Below are 18748 nucleotides of genomic sequence, written 5' to 3' on the forward strand. Positions count from 1 at the left end.
TTTTCAAACATAATCCCCATACAACAGCAGATTCTAAAGAATGGTTTGGCTAGTAATATTTTTATTATTTTATCAGAATATAGAGACCAAATAGACTTATTCTAACATTCTTAAAAGTAAAATCATCATAATAAGGGCCTAGCCTTACATATTAGAAAAACTAAGTGAATGCCATTAACTAGAAGTACATCTTATTAAAAAAACATTTCTTAGATTTCACTAGACCAAGCAAGGGTATTTATCGCCAAAAAAAGCCCCTTCTATTCATAGAAAGGGCTTATCGAAGCGGAATATAAAACTATTTGCAGTCGTTCATTACCGTTTTAAAAGTCTCAAGAATAGACTTAGCTTTCTCCAAATCGTCTATCTGAATTTTAACGGTACTCACAAAATTGTCTGGTTCACCGTTTTCAAAAGCTTCAATAACTTTCCCTTTATGTTCGGCCTGTAGAAATACATAAACATTATTTCCATTCACCTCTATTCCAGAAATATCTGGGTCTAATAGATGTGCCTTTAATTCATAGCCGTTTGACTCTTCTTTACCAGATTTATCAATCTTAACATCAAAACGCATTTCGCATGGCTCATCATCTGAGAAAGTAATTTCTTGCTCAATTTTGGTTTCATCAACCTCTATATTTGGAATTGATTCCGCAATCCAGCTTACTCTCTCTTTTAGGCTACCCTCCTTTATGGAAATAACATAACTCTCTTCACACTGCGTTATTAAGAACTTTAACGATTCATTTATTTGCCTGAAGGATTCTATATTTTCAGATGTCAAAACTACTTTTTCTTTAAAGTCTATCAGAGCGTCCTCTTCATAAATGGCTATATAGTCGTTACCCTTTTTAGCCTTAAGTTCTACTTCATATAAGTAACCAGAGACCGACTTATCTAATGAATTATCATCAAGGTCAGCGAAATTAAACTTATACGTCATCGGAACATCCTTCTCTTTAAAGTTAACCGTGCAATTACAGTTGCTATCAAAGGAAATATCCTGAGACATTTTAATATAGTTTTGGGCGACAGCCTTTGTATTTATAACTTTTTGGTTCTTTTCTAAAATTTCTTCTGCTAGTGGAATTGCTTTTTTAAATGCCTCTTTCCAGAGTTTTATCAATTCTAAATCAGTGCTCCACATTTGCACATTATTGACATTATTCTCAAGTTCTCCATCTTCATTATAGGAAATATATTTAGAACCTCTCTTTGTAGTCAACTCCAAAAAAAACATATTTGATTTCATTTCAATTGAAATATCTTCCGCGTCTAAATCCGCCAGATTGAAAGTGTAAAACTCCACATCATCACCCTTCGAGTTTGATGATGTGGTAGTGAAAGTTGAAGAAATCGTGTTCTCTGGGTCAAAAGACAAGGACTGTCTAACATCATTCTTCTCTCCTTCAAAACCCTTTATATTAGTTATTAACCAATCTTGAATAGGACCAAACTTAGATGGAGGAGCATTTGATGGAGTGACTTCTTCATAATAGTTAATCAGCTTAGTAAAAGCCTCAATAACCTCCTTCGCCTTATCATAATCTCTACTATAAATTATAAAGTCGGCCGTATAGCCTGAGAGTTCGTCGTCTTTAAATTCTGCTATAAATCTATTCTTATCAGCAGCAAAAACGCCTACCTTTATAACGTCTCGGTCTACTTTATAATTTAGAGCTTTCTCTGAAAGGTCCTTGAAGTTAAAAGCATATTCTACGGCTTTCTTACGCCCTTTGCTATCTATGGTTAATAATTTTATTTTAGCCTTCCCTTCATCCCCTATTAACTCCAAGTTTTGTTTATAAACGTATTTGGCAGAGTTAACTTCTTCTATACGTTCGTTTATAGAGGAAACAAAATCGCCCTGCGAAAAGGAGTAATTAGTTAAAAGTAAAGCTGTAAAAAAAGAAAGGAGTGTTTTTAGTTTTTTGACCGTCATTTTAGTTTAGTTTGAACAGAGTTTCAAATAGCCCTCTTACAAAGTCACGCCTTGTTAAAGGATTTCTGCGTCAAGAATCTTTCGATAAAAGTACATACCGCATTAGTTTTTCAACATAAAACTCTTTGTGAAAATCTAGCCACAAGATAGGCATTTCTAACAAAAAAAGCCGAGACACTTTTGTGATATTATCAATTTAAAAGGGAATATTGAATTAAGTTAAAACTTCTGTCTTAACTGCTTAATCTCTCCCAGAACAAAGTCTGGGTTAAGAGAAAAGCAGCATTCTAAAAGGGGTAAGAACTATAAGTAATAATGATGTTTTAATAATTTAAAAAGTTGTGTTCTAGGTTTGTAGTAGTGGGAAAGCTTATTTTCAAACATTGGAAAGACGAATGTAAAATGAACCCTTTAAAGAAACTATCTTCAAAAGCCCCAATCCAACGAACTGCATATAAACAACAACAAACACTGCACTTCGGACAACTAAGGACTAAAGTGTTGATTTTTAATAAGAGCCCTCTAATTTTGGTATATCTATGACACGCTTTAAAATTATATTTTTCGTTGGCTTGGCATTATTCTGTTCATTATTGACATACCCCCAAACAAACACCAAGACAACAGAAGAAAGAATAGAATATGCAAACGCATTATTAAAGGAGGGAACACTCAAAAAAGACTCGAGTATATTGGCGGAAGCCTATTACCTATTTGGAAAAATAGAAAACGGTCTAGGTCATTCAGAAAAATCACTAGAATGGTTTTTAAAATCTTTACGCATAGTAGAAAAGAGGCAAATGCCTTTTGAAGAAGGGCGGCTATATTGGCAAATAGGAGGATTAGCATTCCAAAACGGCCAGAAAGAAGAATTTGAAAGACTAAAATTAAAAGCGAAGGAAGTTTTCATAAAGGGTAACTCTAGAAAAGGTCTTCAACAGTTTTACCCGGAATTGGTCGAAAATTTTGACAATACAAATCAGAAAGACAGAGCGGTAATCCTTATTCAGAAGGCCAACAGTATTAGGCCTACTAATCCAGACTCCTCCCTAGTAATATTTGATAAGGCCATAGAGGTTTTGAAAGGCTACGAAAATGAGTTTTTCACTTTATCCAATGCTCAAGCAGGCAAAGCTGAAATACTTGCCTCAAGGGGTATTTTTGACCAAGCAGAATCATTGCTAAATGAGTTAACTTCCAGAATGTCCAGCAGTTTAGGGGGCAATCCAACCTTCAGAGCAATAGTATACAATTCTTGGTATAAATATTATCAACACAAAAATGATTATAAAAATGCTCTGGAATACCTTCTACTTCTGATAGAAGAGGATAAAATCATTTTTGAAGCTGACAGAAATGGAGCTTTAAGCAAACTAAAAATAGAATATGAAACCGAGAAAAATGAATTAACCTTAAAAGAAAACCTTGCCGAAATAAGAAACCAGAAAATAATAATTACAATTATCCTTATTGGTCTTGTAATAGCCGTCTGCTTGATTTTCCTTTTTTACTACCTCTTAAATTCCAGAGCAAAAACGATAAAAACGAATAACATTTTAATCAAGGAACAGAACCATCGAGTAAAAAACAACCTTCAACTTATATCTAGCCTTATAAACCTTCAGAAAGAAAAGGTAACAGATGCTGTATCCCAAAGAGCCCTAGAAGATACTCAGTTCCGCCTTGAAAGTATGGCCATTCTTCACCGGCAATTATATGATGGTAAAAATGCCGGCGTTGTTAACCTCAAAAAATTCTTAACCAATGTAATAGAATATGCTCTAAATAGTTTTGGCTTAAAAGAGCAGGTTGAGATTATAGAAAACTTGGAGGAAATAGAACTTGAACCGGACAAAGCCATCGCCCTTGGACTTATTATTAATGAACTAATTACTAATTCTTGTAAATATGCCATCCCTTTCTCTAAAAACCCACAGTTAAAGTTTGAATTAACCAAGGATGTTGACTCCTTAATCACTTTGTCCTATGCTGATAATGGTCCTGGCATTACTAAAAAAGAAGGTTACAGAAATGGTTTTGGGATGGAACTCATAAAAATGCAAACCACGCAATTAAAAGGCAAATTGAAAATCGATACTTTTGATAAGTTCTACCTAACCATATCTTTTATAAAATAAGCTAATTAAATCCATGATTGCTCTAAAAATTCTAGTTCTGGAAGACAACGTCATTGTAGCCAATGACATAAAAAACATCATTCAAAAAGCTGGACATAAAGATCCAGAAATTTGCCACACGTACATTGACGCCCTTAGGATAATGATGGAGGAACCCATTGACTTGGCTCTGGTAGACATAGAATTACATGAAGAAAAATCAGGCATTGATTTCGCAAAACAGGTCAATAAATCTATGCCTATTCCTATAGTATTTTTGACCTCTCACTCCGACGATGAAAAATTTAAAGAAGCTTCCCAGACTAACCCTGCAAACTATATTTTAAAGCCTTTTCATGCCAAAGGACTTATGTTCCAGATTGAACTTGCCTATAATCAGTTTCATGCCAAGGTCAAAAGAGATAATGAATATATGTTTTTTCCTATTGCACAAGGCTTAAAAAAAATAAAACGGAAAAATGTAATATTAATAGAGGCCAAAGGCTACACCTCATACATCTATATAAAAGACCAAAAACTGCCCGAACAATTCTCTATCAATATTGGCGAATTAAGCAAAACCTTTACGGAGCCGCTTTTTTACAAAATTTCACGGTCTTGTATCATAAACCTTGAATATGTGGCAGAAATTAACAACAATATAATGAGGATAGAGAGTTTGCAAAAAACTGTTGTAATCCCAACTAATCAAAAGAGTAAGTTTTTAAAGAGGATAAACATTATAAGGAGAGAAAAGTAATAATAAGCTCATAAATAAGCCATTATTGAAGAGTAATTAAACGGTTTTGAAATAAAAGCATCTGCTCCTGAGTCTATTGCCTTTTTCTTTAGCGAACTGTAAGCCGATATTATAAGAAGTTTTAAATCAGGATATGATGCTTTAATAGCTGGAATGTGTTCCACACCTAAACCATCAGGCAGGTTATTATCTAAAATCAATACCGAGGGTTGTAAATCATTTAACGCCTGCAAACCCGTTTTAAGGTTTTGCTCATAATGGGCATCAAAAGACTGACGCTTTAAATAGCCCTGTAACAATAAACAGATATCTAATTCATCATCAATAATTAGTATACGTTTCGTCATAAATTGGTCATTACCGCCTCTCAGCGGAAATTTAGTGATTTTGATTACCCAATGCTAGTTATGGCTTAAAGATAGAAAGCTTATGACTCAGTTGTCTAATACCTCTACCAACTCCATATTTTCTTTGTGCTCTTGCAAATCTTTTTTGGCATTTAAAGACAACTCTCCATACTTACTCAAAAGCTTATTTTTCTTAGCCACCAATGCCTCTTTCTTTTTGTTCAATTCGGTATCTTTCCCCTTCCCGCTATAGACTGTAAGTAGCTGTTCTACAGCCAATAAGTCTTTATTGGTTTCTCTCAAAGATTGCTCCAACTTCAGTTTGAGACTAACCCTTTCTGCTTCCACCTCATTAAATACGGAATCAATTGACTGAGAAAGGGAGTCCAACTCTTGGACTCCCTCATCAGTGATTGTACCTTTTGAATCCATTCCTATGGAGAACAGAAACAAAACCGATATAACTATTATACCTAAAACTTTCATAATCTATGCTTTTTCTAACTCTTTCACCTCTTCAATAATCTTTATCGACTTCTTAATCTCGTCCAATTGACTATGCAGAAGCATTCTTATTTCAGCATCTACTAGCCTTTCATCTTCAAGAATACTCTCATAGGCCCCAATAATAATGTTCTCACCAAATTCGCAACTACCTAGTAAGGCTTTTCTATCTCTGGTTGAAACAGCTTTCTTAATGTCAATCCAAGCCTGATGTATCTCTGCCAAAAATGAATTCTCATGTTCCACTTTTTCTCCTCCATACTCTGCTAAGAAAGCATTTAAAAACTCAGTAGCTTTTTTACTTTCATTTGCCATATTTTGGAACATTACTTTCAGGTCAAAGTCTGCTACAGTTGCTTCTTCCGCAACTTTACGGTAACCTGCCTCACGGTCAACTTGAAGTTCGGCTAATGTTTGAAGTGCTTTAATTTTATCTTGATTTTTCATAATATATGTGTTGTTTGACTAGTAAAGTAAAAAGGCCATTCCAAACTAAAAACGGCCGAAATATGTAGAAAACAAGATACTGAGCGAAGCAACGTGTAGAACGCTATCCCCAAATACCCAAGACTACTTATTTTTTTAAATAATGCTAGCAAACACAAAAATCCCCAAGGCAAACCTTGAGGACTCAGGACAAAGCATAGTTTTTGCTCCAATTGTAGCCAGAACATTCATTACGCCACCTTTGCTCTATAATCATAAACATTCTTCAAAGACCTCAATGCCCTTCTCGCTCTTGACTTTGCAGTTCCAATAGGAATCTCCATTTCTTCCGCAGCCTCTTTATAAGTAAAACCTTCTAAGTAAACCATTTCAATCATCACTTTCCTCTCAGGCATAAGTTTATCTATATGCTCTCCTATGTCTGCAACATCATGATTTTGAAAAACCCATGTCTTAGCATCGTTTCCATGATGCTCCGTATCCAAAGTGAAAAAAGCGTTCTTTGAATGTTTTCTGTAAAAGTCAATTGCGGTATTTCTTGCTATTTGAGCCATCCAGGTATAGAGAGACCCTTTGACGGCATTGTAGTTTTTTATTTTACCAAAAACTTTTATAAAAACATCCTGAAGTAAATCAGAAACATGTTCCGAATCTTTAACTATCCTACTAATTATTATTTGAAGTGAATTAGAATAATTGGAATACAAATAAGTGTAGGCTTGGGGGCTGTTGTCTATTAAAGCCAGGACTAGTTCTTTTTCTGAATACTTCATTTTGATGAGGTTTTATTTAGATTTTAGGTACATGTTAAAGGCGATGCAATGAAATGCGATTTCAAGTCAACACTTTTTTGACACACTTGTTCTAATAAAATAAGATTCCATTAAACAAAATGACTTTTCACCTGTATATCTGTATACTAAATTCTACACTTTACACACATTGATAAAAAGTAGCCTGTTCAATTCCTCACTTCTTAATAAAATCATACAGCTCCTAAACCTCTTTTTCCACAGGAACGATTCTTTAATATTTTGGCATGCAACCTCAAATCCGGCTCCTCTGAGCTGAAAGGAAAGGTTAATAGCACTTCCGAAGGGATAGTTTCTATGAAACACCCGCTTATGAAAAACTCGAATTATGAAAAAAGTACTTATAATAGATGACGAAGAAGATATATGCCTTTTACTAAAAGCATACCTGCAGAAAAATAACTTTACTGTAAATTATGCCATGAACCTTACTGAAGGTTTGACTGCTATTCAAAAAAATACTCCCGACACTGTCATTTTAGACAATAATCTACCAGATGGCTTGGGCATTAATAAAATTGACAACATCAAATCCAATTTCCCAGAAACTCAAGTCATCATGATTTCGGCTATGACCTCACTCCAGTCAAAAGCATTAAACAAAGGAGCTGATTTTTTTGTACCAAAACCTTTTAAGTTGAGCCATATTAGTCAACTAATCCACCCTAATTCGCTGTAAAATTTTCACATGAAACTAAAACTTAGAGACTTACCCTCGGTATTGATACTTTGTACGCTATTAGTCATAGTGTTGATTTACCTTAAATCGATATTAGTGCCCATTGTTATAGCTATATTATTGTCTGTTGCAGTACAACCCATCGTAACCTTTATCACTTCAAAGGGAATAAATAAAAGTCTTTCAAGCATAATTGGAATCTTTGTGGTTCTCACTGTTTTCTGCTCACTTGGCTACCTTTTCATTAATCAACTTGGTAATATTTCTGAAAACCAAGAAAAGATTATGAACAAGATGAGTCATTACAATAACATTATCATTTCGGAGCTTAATGAGTCTAAGATGGGTAAAAGACTGGTCAATGTTTACAAAAGGCAGGTCACCACAGAGGAATATATAAAAACCATTTTTGAAAATAGCTCAAGCTCCCTTAACACCTCTCTTGATATTATTATCAATATCCTATTGGTGCCCATTTACATGTTCTTTTTTTTAAGCTATTCTAAGTTTTTTCTGGGAGCCTTATCTAAAATAGTAGCACCCTTCAATAAGCTAGATTTTAGAGCCATGATCAAAAGTTCAAAAAAAGTGTTACAATCCTACTTTACGGGTTTTGCTAAAGTAGTGGGAATTCTAGCTGTATTAAATTCTGTTGGCCTATTATTCTTAGGTGTAGAAGACGCCATTTTTTACGGTGTGCTGGCGGCCCTTTTAAGTGTAATACCTTACGTGGGTGTAATAGTGGGCTCTTTACTTCCTGCATTAATGGCCTTAGTAAATCATGATAGTGCATTAAATGCGATGGGGGTAGTAGGTTGGATGACCTTCGTTCAGTTTTTAGAAGGTAATTTTATAACCCCTAATGTGGTAGGAAACCAGATTAGAATCAATCCTTTTGTAGTTCTAGTTTTCTTACTTATTTTCAGTAAAATTTGGGGACTTGCAGGATTAATAGTGGCTATACCTATAGCTGCAATATTTAAGGAAGTATGTAGACACGTAGAAACTTTGAACCCTATTTGGCTTTTAATGACATCTTTTCCAGCCGCTGGCGAGAAACAACCAAGTATTCAAGAAATAAAAACGAGCCAAGCTTAAAATCATTTTTGATGAACGAGATTACTGAAATTCAAGAACAACTCACTTCATTTTATCAATCTGTCATTAGCACCCTTCCTAGAATTGGTCTTGCTTTATTGCTCACCTTTTTGGCAGGTTTCTTACTTAGATTTATTAGACAAAAAGGGGCTGTACTATTTGCTAAAAGAGCAGAAGACCTTCTCATTGTCGATTTTTTTGACGAAGTACTTAGAGTGGTAAACATAATAGTACTTACGCTGTTTTTTCTTTACGTAGTAGGTTTAGAAGGTCTAGCTGGGAGCATTTTGGCCGCTGCCGGAATTTCAACTTTTGTTATTGGTTTTGCTTTTAAAGATATAGGAGAAAACTTTTTGGCAGGAATAGTGATGGCGTTCAAAAGACCATTCAGAGTAGGCGATATTATTGAGGTTTCTGGTGTAACCGGAACCATACAAGAAATGAATATTAGAGATACTCAAATCAAGACTTTTGACGGAAAAGATGTTTTTATACCTAATGGTCAAATTCTTAAAAACCCCTTATATAATTACACCATTGATGGTTTTCTGAGAAACCAATTTAATGTAGGAATAGATTATGGCAGTGATATAGCTCAGGCCAGAAACATTATTCAAAAAACCATGGAAAAAGTACCTGGGGTTATAAGTGAAGAAAAACCTCCGATTAACATGATTGCAAATCTAGGTACTAGTTCCATCACCATCACTGTACAGTATTGGCTTGACACGTTTGACAGTAAGTTCTCAGGTATTGAGGTTCAAACGCAGGCTATAACGAGAGTTTTTGAGGCATTAAAAGCTAATAATATTAATATGCCAGGTGATATTATAGAACTTAAAAATTATGATAAGGGTATTTCTGTTTTTAAGACTAGTTCTTAATTCTTCATTAACTCTTTAAGATTTCCTTTCACCTTAACTACCAAATTACATCCATCTATATAGGTACTATTGGTTTCTAAATTTCCTTTAAAAATAAGGTTAACATCTAGCTCTTCCTTTCTAAAAATCAGTTTACTAGCATGTTTTATTATTGTTTCTCTGTCCATCTGCACCATTAAATTAAAAGTTTTACTAGACGCTTCCTTTACTACTAAATCTTCAGGATAAGTACCTTCAATCAGAACATCTTTGCCTTCAAAAGTCACAGCGTATCTAGGGTTTTTAATAACTAGCGGTATCTTATTTTTATTTTTTATAAGCAGTGTCAAATTATACCTTGGCCCTTCTGAGCCCAAAAGCTCTACAGCTTCCATATTTGCCAACTCTACCTCTGGAAGATGATAAAGCGGCAACTTTTCTTCTTTTTCAATGAAAAGAGTATCAGGCAGAAAAAAGCCAGGTTCGTTCACCACCTCTAGCATAAAGCTGTACATACAACTATCTTGCTTCTCTAGTGTTTTCTGATAATTTAAAGCTTTAATTTCAGAAAGCTTTAGGGTTATTGGCACAGTAAAACTGGTAGTTTTGAAAGCTTTCATGTCAACAGGAATAACGGTATCCGTTTCTACCAAAGTTTCAGCGTTTGCTTTTATTCTAAAATTGACATCTTTAAAACTGACAGAAAGTGGTGACCTGTTTTTTAAATCTACCCTAACCTGTAGTGTGGCTTCATCAGCCCCTACCCTATTTATTTGAAGCACGGATAGTGTCATTTTTGGTGTAAACACGCCGCTAAACTTATATAAACCCCAAAAAGCGGCAAATACTATAAACGCCGCAATCAATATAATGTATAGTCTTTTCATGATTTTAAATGTAATACTCGTGTAAAAAAAAATGAGAGAAAGCTCTCCCATTTTTATTAATTAACCCTAAACCACTATTTATATTCTAATCTGAGAAGACACACTGTTAAGGTGACGAAACTTCTCTTTAATTTCTTCTCTGTTAAGACCTCTGCCAAAATGCTGAGCCTTATCACTCTTTGTATCATTAGCAAGTGAGTTTTTCACTAAAATGAATGCCAATATTGATACTAAACCTACTACTAATAAAACTATTATTGTTTCCATTGTATTCGTGTTTTATACTTGTCTATATAAAAACCAAATTCCGATACTTTTTTGGGGTAATACTGTAGAAAAGTGTAGAAAAAAGTCACCAATCGCTGTATTATGCGTAGCTAACACCCCCATTTCCACAGGATTACTAAAACCTAATGATTTTAAAACCTTCTTACTTCTGACTCCACTATATGCTTGCTAAAAAGATAAAAAAAGACCGTAGTATAAATGAAGAACAGAATTTATATCAGGTTTTTACTTATTTTTGTTCCACACTACTCCGAGCGATTGCAGTTTTATATCTTACGTAATTAATAATATTTGGTGTAATGCTGATATATCTAGTAGACGACGATCAAGAAGATCAAGAGATTTTCGACATGGCTTTATACGATTCTGGTGTTAAGGCACGCTTACTGTGTTTTAGCGATGCAGACTCCGTGATTAATCAAATAAAAACAAGCTCAGACAAGCCTGACTACATTTTCTTGGACCTTAACATGCCTAAAATAAATGGTTTGGAGTGTCTTCAAATGTTTGTAAATGATAGCATAACGGCCTTGAGTAAAGTAATTATATACTCTACAAGCTCTAATGAAAAAGACATTAAAGAAACAATGGCTTTGGGAGCTCACAACTATTTGGTAAAACCGGTAAACTTTAAGGTGTTAGTGGAGTCTATCAGAAACCTTCTGAAAGCTAAGTAAAGCTCAGTATTTTTTTTCTGTAGAAATCCTCTTCCTCATTCGGAGGAAAGGTTGACTCATTTAGGGATAAAAGTGTCTTGGAAAACATGGAATAAGCTTTTTGACTTTTCCATCAAAAAAACAATCCAAAATATGAACAGCCCAGTAAAAATAGTATTCGAAAATTTGTCAGACTTCTATTACACCATGCTGCTTCGTAAAGAAGCCTACCAGCATGCATCTCAACTTCAAAATTTCACAAACGAAGACAAAGTCCTTTTTAGCTCCTATATAAAAGATAGCGAAAGTTCCATCTCTAGAATGTCGGCCAGACTAGACGACATTTCTAAAAATGTTAAAGAATTAATTAAAGTAGAGCGACCTCCATTAAAATGTAGCTTTTATTACGCCATGGCAAAAAGCACTTCTATAGTAACTACTGTTTGCCTTTCGTTACAGCTTGGCGATACCTGGTTTATAAAAAACTTTGAGGAGCTTTTGGTAAGAACAGAAATGAAACACCTTAAAAATATCAAAGATGATGTAAAGGGCTGCCTAGATTGTTTAAAAGTAAGCTTGCAAAACGAGCAATACATGAATAACATTATAGCTCGAGCATAAAAAATACGGAAGCCCGGCTGAAGAGCTTCCGCATTAACCAACAAAAAAAGAAATATTATGAAACCTTCCACTGTGGCATCATAGTACTTTCAGAGGAAAGACACTACTCCAATCGTCCGAAAGCATTACAAAATTGCGATATTTTTAGGCCTAACTGATAGCACTATTATCCCTAAGAATAGTTTATTTGTATTAAACAAAAACCCCGGGGGTTTCGCCATAAGATTCTTTAAATTTCTTAATAAAATAACTGGCATGACTAAAACCTACGGCTTCTGCCACCTCTCCTACTGTAAAATCATTATCTATCACCAGCAGGCTTTTAGCTTTTGACATCCTAACTTTTAAAAGATATTTATTAATAGTTTGCCCATAAATCAATTTAAAACCACTCGTCATTTTATTAAGGTTCAAACCCACTTCCCTAGCCAATTCTGTTTGTAAAGGTGGATTACTATATTTCTCTTCTAAAATTTTGGCAACGGCGTGTATAGCTTCACGTTCTTTATTAGTTAGCACTGCTGCAGTATTATCATAGGTAGTTTTATACTTCCCTATGGTACCAATGGCCAGAGCTGTTAGTTCTTTACAGTGAGCTTCAAGATTCATTTTTCTTTCTAAACCTTCTTGACTATTTGTCAAACACTTGTTTATCAGGCCTCTCATTTGACCATTTAATGCTTTCTTTTGAACAAATTTATCATAAAAACCACCTTTGGCTTTGCTAATATTTGTTGGCAAACTTGCATTCACACAGAAATTTTCCTCTACTAACTCCACAAAATCGGTTTGAATTAAAATCAACTTTACACCTGTGTTCTCTGAAATAGCGAAGTTCAAATTATCCGATGACTTTGACATGCCTATGTATAAGTTCTCAGAGGATAAAGCATGTTTTTTATCTAATATCTGTAAGCTTAGGCAGTCTCCTATATTATAAAACAAACACATTCCTTTTCTGGAAGCATCGCCTTTAAAACATATGTTAACATCTTCATGCACCTGTAAATCCATAAACAAATAATAGATATTATCCGCAGTTTTGGAATACGTAAAACTGCCGTCCATACTTTCCGATGAAACTTCTATTTTGAAAATATCGCAGTCGGTCAATAGATTACAAGTCAGAGCACTATCTTCCTCTGAACTCAATATTGGCTCTTTATTGAAATAATGAAAAGTGTACATAATTTTATGATTCTTTGCCAATATCTTTATTCATGGCTTTGTCGGATATGACTTTAGTTTTTTTTTCAACGAAATTGGCAAACTTCTCAGATCGGACTGTTTCCTTTGATATTAATGCTAAATTTTTGGTGTAAGCAGCTCCGAAATACAATATCATGGATGTATAATAAACCCAGGTTAATAATATTACTACGGTTCCACCAGCACCAAAGACTGAATTCAGCTCAGAGTTGGCCAAATACAAACCAATAAAATACCTCCCAATTAAAAAGAGAATGGTAGTCAGTAATGCTCCAGTAATAGAGGTTTTCAAACTAAACTTGACATCAGGTAAAACAGTAAATATCAAAAAAAACAGTGTGCTAATAAGTGCTATTAAAACCGTATAATTAATTATCCCGGTTATTAACATGGATAGCTGACTGATATTTTGCTCTATACTATCGTGTAGCACATCAATAGCTGAGTTTATTAGCATAGAAACCAGCAATAAAAAGCCTAATCCTACAATAATTGAAAAACTCATTAGACGGTCCTTCAAAAAAGACAGCACACCTGAAGACTCTTTAACCTCTACTTCCCAAATCTCGTTTATAGAATCTTGCATCTCCACAAAAACCCCTGTGGCAGCCACCAGTAGCGTTACCAAACTAATGGCAGACGCCAAACCTGATTTACCCTCAATGGAGGTTCTGCTTAAAATTCCTTGAAGCGTATCGGCTATTTCTAAACCTACAAACTCCTGTAGTTTGGTGAAAATTTGTCCATTTAAAATCTCATCTGTCCATATCAGGCTACCTGCCGTCAAGATAAAATAGAAAATGGGTGCTAAAGCAAAGGTGGTATAGTATGCCAGTGAGGCACTCTTTTTCGGGATTTTATAATCCCCAAAATTCAAGACACTCTTTTTAAGAGCCTTGTAAATATGTGAGAAGTTAATGTTTATTGCCATACGCTAGCTACTTAGATTATTGTTCCTTATCTAAGCACCCAGGTTTCTACTTTAAAAAAGCAAAAAAGTGTGTAATTAGCTCTACAGTCTCACTAAAACCTACACTGGAAGTTTAAGTACAAAAGTAGCCCCAGCTCCTAAATTAGAAATTAGTTCCAGGTCAATCTTATGAGCCTTAAAAATGCTTAAACTACTAGCCAAACCTAAACCTATCCCATTGTTCTTCTTGGTGAAATATGGTTCAAAAATCAAACTTTGATCGTCTTTCGAAATACCTGGTCCGTTATCTGATATCACCAGCGTGTTTCCTTCTAAAAGTACTTTAATAAGACCGTCTTCATTATTATCAATTGCCTCTACTGCATTTACTAGTAAGTTTGAGATAGCTAAAGAAAGCTGCTCTTCATTTAGGTTTACTAATAAAGGTTCAGCAGGAAGATTGACCGAAAGTTCAATTCCCTTCAATTTGGCTTTGTCTTTAATAGTCTCAATTACATTGCTAACAAGCCCAATAATATCCAAAGGGACAAATTTCTTTTCCTCAATTTGTGCACTGTTAAGCACCTTTGTTATAATACTGTCTATTCGGGTTGAGTTTCTTTTTATGATAGATAAGTATGGAGAAACCTCCTCTTCTTCTGCTTCCATACCTTCTATAGCAAGTGAAATATTAGAAAGTGGATTTCTTACTTCATGAGCCAAAGTACGCATGAACCTAGCTGTAGACTCTAGTTTTTCGTAAACCAAAGCGGTTTTCTGAGCTTTTATTTCGTCTGTTTTGTCAATAATAACACCATGTACAAAATCGGGCTCAGTAAAACCTTCCTGATAATTACAGGTAAAAATGGTGGATTTAAGCTCCCCGTTTTTACATTTTATATCTACTTTTTGTTTGACTATATTCTGTTTGACAGCAATCTTCCTTAAAAAGGAATTTCTTACCTCAGCATCAGCTATAAGGTTAAAAATCCCCATTTCAGACAAATCTGCTCCTCTAAAACCAGTAATATTATAGAGTGAATTACTCACTGACAAAATTTTACCCGATTTCTCTGAGATAAAAAGAATATCTTCTGATTGACGTAAAACCGATTTATATTTTGACTCGCTTATGCGTAAGGCAGAAAGAATCTCAGATTGCTTTAGAGAATACCTTATGCTTCGCTCCAAATCTGTGGAAGTCATGGTGCTTTTTACCAAAAAATCATTCACTCCAAGGTCGGAAGCCTTACGGTCAATTTCGGTATCGCCTTTACCTGTTAAAAGGATCACCGGTAAATAATTACCATCCTTTTTGATTTGCTCACAGAGCTCCAATCCTGAATATGCTCCTAAAAGGTAATCTACCACAAACAAATCATAGGTACCCGAATCAATAAGTTCTAATGCTTTTTTATACGTAGGAGCCCACGTAATATTAAATTTATAGGTGGGAATTTCTAGCAAGGTATCTTCAAAGAGTTCGAAGTCTTCCTCGTCATCTTCAACTAGTAAAAGGTTAATTTGAGTCATTATCATTTTAAATAGGGAAGTATAAATAGAAACTGGTGCCTTCACCTTCTTGAGATTCGGCTCTAATAAAACCGTCGTGATTATCTACCACTTTTTTAGAGATGGCCAAGCCTATGCCCGTGCCAGAGAACTCAGTTCTACCAACTAGTCTTTTGAAAGGCGTGTAAATGCTCGTTTCAAATTTTTGGTCAAAACCTATTCCATTATCAGCTACTTTAATACAATAGTACTTTTTATCAGGGTCAAGTTTTAAACTTTGCTTTTCCTTCTTTTTTATTTTGGTAAAACTAATATCTATTTTAGGAACCCTTTCTGGATGTTTGAATTTAATGGCATTGCCAATCAGGTTTTGAAAAAGTTGGTGAAACTGAGATTTCAAACCTAAAATAGTTGGCAAATCAAAAGTTATCTCCGCCTCGGTTTCCTTAATTGACTCCTCATAATCAGCTAAAATACCTCCTATAACCTCATTAAGGTTTACTTTTTCAGCTTTTACATTGATAGCGTTTAACCTAGAAAGCGTTAAAATATCTTCAATCAAATTGCTCATTCTGAGTGTTGAAGAAATCAATTTACCTAAATATCTTTCCGAGTTTTCTGGCAAATCTTCTCCTAAACTATTTTTAAGCCTATTCCCATACGCTTCTATTTTCCGGAGAGGCTCTTGTAAATCATGAGAAGCAGTGTAGGCAAATTGGGTAAGAGCATCATTTGATTTATTAAGCTCAGCAAGCTGCTGTTTAATAATTTTTTCCTTATTTCTTATGTCTGTGATGTCTTTGATAGTACCATATAAACTTAGCACCTCACCGTCATCTCCTCTTTCAATATAATGTGTCTTAAGCGAAACTAAACGTTTGGTTCCATCTATTTTGACAATTCGTAGTTCTGTCTGTTTGGATTCCCCATCAATTCCATTGCTAATTTTTTCTTGAATCCTTCTGTTTACAGCATCTTTATATTCTCTGGAAACATGAGCCACAAAACCCTCCCAATTATTTTGTCCTTTTACTTCTGAAGCATCTTTATATCCGAAAATTCTGGCCATTCCATCTGACCAAAAAATAATATCATCTTTCAGATTATTATTCCAGCAGCCGAAACCTAATTCTTCTTCAGCGGTTAATAAAAGCTTATAATGGAAATATTCTGCATCTATGGTTATCTGTTTTGAAGTATTTAAAAGGATTAGGTCAGCCTCAGAGCCATCAGTCAGCTTAATAGTTCTTATCATAACCTCTTCAAAGGGCAAACCTTTTAAAAAGTCTCGTTCAGAATCTTCACCACCTCTTAATCTAACAATATTTACTACTAAACTTTCCTGTACTTCTGAGGTTAGTGCTCCTAGATAGGATTTTATACTTTTATTAAGATAAAGTACTTCTTTCTGACTCAGTATAAGAATAAACTCTCTTAGCTCATCGTAAATCTCAGCATTTGGCACTAAAGTCATACCCTGGGGATGTATGTGCTTAAAGATGCTCACAAATTGTAATATTTTATTTTGTTGTAAAGTGTTTTTCTGTCAATCTTAAGAACCCTAGCCGCCTTACTTTTATTAAAATTCACTTCTTTTAAGGTCCTGACAATAAGCTCCGCTTCGGCCTCTTTAGCTGCCTCTTTTAAATCATGAGGAATACGAGAGTGATGCGTAGGTTTTATTAAATCCGCCATAATTTCGCTAGTACTTTGCCCTGGTGCAGGTGCTGCTATTGGTCTAGCTTCTTCTAATTCATTTTCAGATTCTGCGAAATGAATGTGGTTATGATTCACTAATTCATAGGGCAGGTTTTCTACCGTAATTTCATTTTCTTGACAGAGCAAAGCTGCCCTTCTAACCACATTTTTCAGCTCACGAATATTGCCATGCCATGGGTAGGCTTTAAACACATCCACCACGCCATTATCAAAACCAATAATATCTTTATTTAGCTCGTCATTCACTCCATCCAGCATGTATTCCGCAAACATCATGATGTCTTTATCTCTATGACGCAAAGCAGGCACACTAATTTCAAATTCATTAAACCTGTAATAAAGATCTTCTCGAAACTTCCCTTTTTTAGCAGCTGCCAATAGGCGTTCATTACTGGCTACTATGATTCTTACATCAATAGAGATTTCATTATTTCCTCCTATTCGTTTCAGTTTTCTTTCTTGCACCACACGAAGCAGTGAAACCTGCACATCATAAGAAAGGTTAGCTACCTCATCTAAGAAAAGGGTACCTCCATTCGCAAGTTCAAAATGCCCTATTTTCTGCGTAATAGCTCCTGTAAAAGAACCTTTTTCATGCCCAAAAAGCTCACTTCCTGCTAATTCAGAACTGATGGCACCGCAGTCCATAGCTATGAAAGCTTTTCCTGCACGCTCACTTTTATTATGTATTTCACGAGCCACTGCTTCTTTCCCTGCCCCACTTTCACCATAAATTATTACACTAAAGTCTGTAGGTGCTACTAAACTTATTTGATTAAGTAAGTTTTTACTGGCCTGACTTGTCCCAAATATATTCCCCGTCTTTCTTTTTTTCTTTTTAGGGGCGGCTTTAACAGCTTTCTTGTTTTCTGCCGAACTTTCTTCATCCACACCACTTTCACTGACAACTTCGCCATCTACAGAGGCCAATGCCTTTTTGATGATGTTTAAAATCTCTTCTGGAAAAAGTGGTTTGGTGACATAGTCAAATGCACCATTCTTCATTACATTAATGGCTACTTTGATATCTGAATAACCTGTAATGATAATTACTGGCAGTGCCGCGTGTTTTTCCTTTACCTTTTTAAGGAGGTCGCCCCCATTAATATCACCTAATTTAAAGTCAGTAAGAATAAGATCTGGCACATCTTTAGACAGCATCTCCAAGCCTTCTTTCCCTGAGGAAGCGGTACTTACTATGTAATCCTGCCTTTTTAAAAATCTATCTAACAAAAGACGGACGTCTTTATCGTCATCAATGACCAGTATTTTCTTCATATTCTTAATGCTATTACCATTTAATATTGCGTATAGATAAAATATTTGTGGTTATTCCCCTAATGAAAGGTTCGATATTTAATCCAGTACGGTTTA

At 34.9% G+C, this 18748-nt stretch carries 19 protein-coding genes; 7 read left to right on the top strand and 12 right to left on the bottom strand.

What is annotated here, in order from left to right; all coding sequences use genetic code 11:
* Nucleotides 1-298 precede the first annotated feature (298 nt).
* The gene (locus AADJ06_RS07270; protein WP_341225761.1) at nt 299-1945 is read right to left on the bottom strand and encodes a hypothetical protein; all 1647 of its coding nucleotides are present in this window, start codon (nt 1943-1945) and stop codon (nt 299-301) included.
* Nucleotides 1946-2484: 539 nt separating this feature from the next.
* Between AADJ06_RS07270 and AADJ06_RS07275 the strand changes: the two genes are divergently transcribed.
* Nucleotides 2485-4083 carry a sensor histidine kinase gene (locus AADJ06_RS07275; protein ID WP_341225762.1) on the top strand — a complete coding sequence of 533 codons (1599 nt, stop codon included), beginning with the start codon at nt 2485-2487 and terminating at the stop codon, nt 4081-4083.
* 13 nt (nt 4084-4096) lie between these two features.
* Complete coding sequence (locus AADJ06_RS07280; RefSeq protein ID WP_341225763.1) at nt 4097-4822, top strand: response regulator transcription factor; 726 nt, start codon at nt 4097-4099, stop codon at nt 4820-4822.
* Between the two features lie 8 nt (nt 4823-4830).
* On the opposite strand, the gene AADJ06_RS07285 is transcribed toward AADJ06_RS07280, so the two are convergent.
* The 4 genes from AADJ06_RS07285 to AADJ06_RS07300 all read right to left on the bottom strand — a co-directional run bounded on the left by AADJ06_RS07285 (nt 4831) and on the right by AADJ06_RS07300 (nt 6893).
* Entirely contained in the window at nt 4831-5169 is a 339-nt protein-coding gene (locus AADJ06_RS07285) for a response regulator (RefSeq protein WP_341225764.1), read from the bottom strand.
* An 87-nt stretch (nt 5170-5256) separates the two neighbouring features.
* Nucleotides 5257-5655, bottom strand: coding sequence for a hypothetical protein (locus AADJ06_RS07290; RefSeq protein WP_341225765.1), 399 nt, complete (start codon nt 5653-5655; stop codon nt 5257-5259).
* Between the two features lie 3 nt (nt 5656-5658).
* Nucleotides 5659-6120 (bottom strand): PA2169 family four-helix-bundle protein, encoded by a 462-nt coding sequence (locus tag AADJ06_RS07295; protein WP_341225766.1) that lies wholly within the window; start codon nt 6118-6120, stop codon nt 5659-5661.
* 230 nt (nt 6121-6350) lie between these two features.
* Nucleotides 6351-6893: a sigma-70 family RNA polymerase sigma factor gene (locus AADJ06_RS07300; RefSeq protein ID WP_341225767.1), complete on the bottom strand. Its 543-nt coding sequence runs from the start codon at nt 6891-6893 to the stop codon at nt 6351-6353.
* Between the two features lie 367 nt (nt 6894-7260).
* On the opposite strand from AADJ06_RS07300, the gene AADJ06_RS07305 reads away from it, so the two are divergent.
* From AADJ06_RS07305 to AADJ06_RS07315, 3 genes are read left to right on the top strand one after another with little or no spacing between them, the layout of a single operon-like run.
* Nucleotides 7261-7611, top strand: coding sequence for a response regulator (locus AADJ06_RS07305; protein WP_341225768.1), 351 nt, complete (start codon nt 7261-7263; stop codon nt 7609-7611).
* Between the two features lie 9 nt (nt 7612-7620).
* Nucleotides 7621-8709 carry an AI-2E family transporter gene (locus tag AADJ06_RS07310; RefSeq protein ID WP_341225769.1) on the top strand — a complete coding sequence of 363 codons (1089 nt, stop codon included), beginning with the start codon at nt 7621-7623 and terminating at the stop codon, nt 8707-8709.
* An 11-nt stretch (nt 8710-8720) separates the two neighbouring features.
* Nucleotides 8721-9593 (top strand): mechanosensitive ion channel family protein, encoded by an 873-nt coding sequence (locus tag AADJ06_RS07315; RefSeq protein ID WP_341225770.1) that lies wholly within the window; start codon nt 8721-8723, stop codon nt 9591-9593.
* On the opposite strand, the gene AADJ06_RS07320 is transcribed toward AADJ06_RS07315, so the two are convergent.
* Both AADJ06_RS07320 and AADJ06_RS07325 read right to left on the bottom strand, forming a co-directional pair.
* Nucleotides 9590-10459, bottom strand: a complete 870-nt coding sequence (locus AADJ06_RS07320; protein WP_341225771.1) for an LEA type 2 family protein — start codon at nt 10457-10459, stop codon at nt 9590-9592. The genes AADJ06_RS07315 and AADJ06_RS07320 overlap by 4 nt on opposite strands.
* Before the next feature lie 78 nt (nt 10460-10537).
* Nucleotides 10538-10726 carry a hypothetical protein gene (locus AADJ06_RS07325; RefSeq protein ID WP_341225772.1) on the bottom strand — a complete coding sequence of 63 codons (189 nt, stop codon included), beginning with the start codon at nt 10724-10726 and terminating at the stop codon, nt 10538-10540.
* 320 nt (nt 10727-11046) lie between these two features.
* Here AADJ06_RS07325 and AADJ06_RS07330 point away from each other — a divergent pair, with 320 nt between their 5' ends.
* Both AADJ06_RS07330 and AADJ06_RS07335 read left to right on the top strand, forming a co-directional pair.
* A complete protein-coding gene (locus AADJ06_RS07330; protein WP_341225773.1) occupies nt 11047-11424 on the top strand; it encodes a response regulator in 378 nt (125 codons plus the stop codon).
* A gap of 132 nt (nt 11425-11556) precedes the next feature.
* Complete coding sequence (locus tag AADJ06_RS07335) at nt 11557-12024, top strand: hypothetical protein (protein WP_341225774.1); 468 nt, start codon at nt 11557-11559, stop codon at nt 12022-12024.
* 192 nt (nt 12025-12216) lie between these two features.
* Here AADJ06_RS07335 and AADJ06_RS07340 read toward each other — a convergent pair whose 3' ends face one another.
* The 5 genes from AADJ06_RS07340 to AADJ06_RS07360 all read right to left on the bottom strand — a co-directional run bounded on the left by AADJ06_RS07340 (nt 12217) and on the right by AADJ06_RS07360 (nt 18652).
* Nucleotides 12217-13212, bottom strand: coding sequence for a helix-turn-helix transcriptional regulator (locus tag AADJ06_RS07340; protein WP_341225775.1), 996 nt, complete (start codon nt 13210-13212; stop codon nt 12217-12219).
* 4 nt (nt 13213-13216) lie between these two features.
* Nucleotides 13217-14164 (bottom strand): YihY/virulence factor BrkB family protein, encoded by a 948-nt coding sequence (locus AADJ06_RS07345; RefSeq protein WP_341225776.1) that lies wholly within the window; start codon nt 14162-14164, stop codon nt 13217-13219.
* A 99-nt stretch (nt 14165-14263) separates the two neighbouring features.
* Complete coding sequence (locus AADJ06_RS07350; RefSeq protein WP_341225777.1) at nt 14264-15682, bottom strand: ATP-binding protein; 1419 nt, start codon at nt 15680-15682, stop codon at nt 14264-14266.
* A gap of 1 nt (nt 15683) precedes the next feature.
* Nucleotides 15684-17129: an ATP-binding protein gene (locus AADJ06_RS07355; RefSeq protein WP_341225778.1), complete on the bottom strand. Its 1446-nt coding sequence runs from the start codon at nt 17127-17129 to the stop codon at nt 15684-15686.
* 29 nt (nt 17130-17158) lie between these two features.
* Nucleotides 17159-18652, bottom strand: coding sequence for a sigma-54 dependent transcriptional regulator (locus AADJ06_RS07360; RefSeq protein WP_341225779.1), 1494 nt, complete (start codon nt 18650-18652; stop codon nt 17159-17161).
* Nucleotides 18653-18748 lie beyond the last annotated feature (96 nt).

This window comes from uncultured Arcticibacterium sp., assembly GCF_964021845.1.
Lineage (GTDB): Bacteria > Bacteroidota > Bacteroidia > Cytophagales > Spirosomataceae > Arcticibacterium.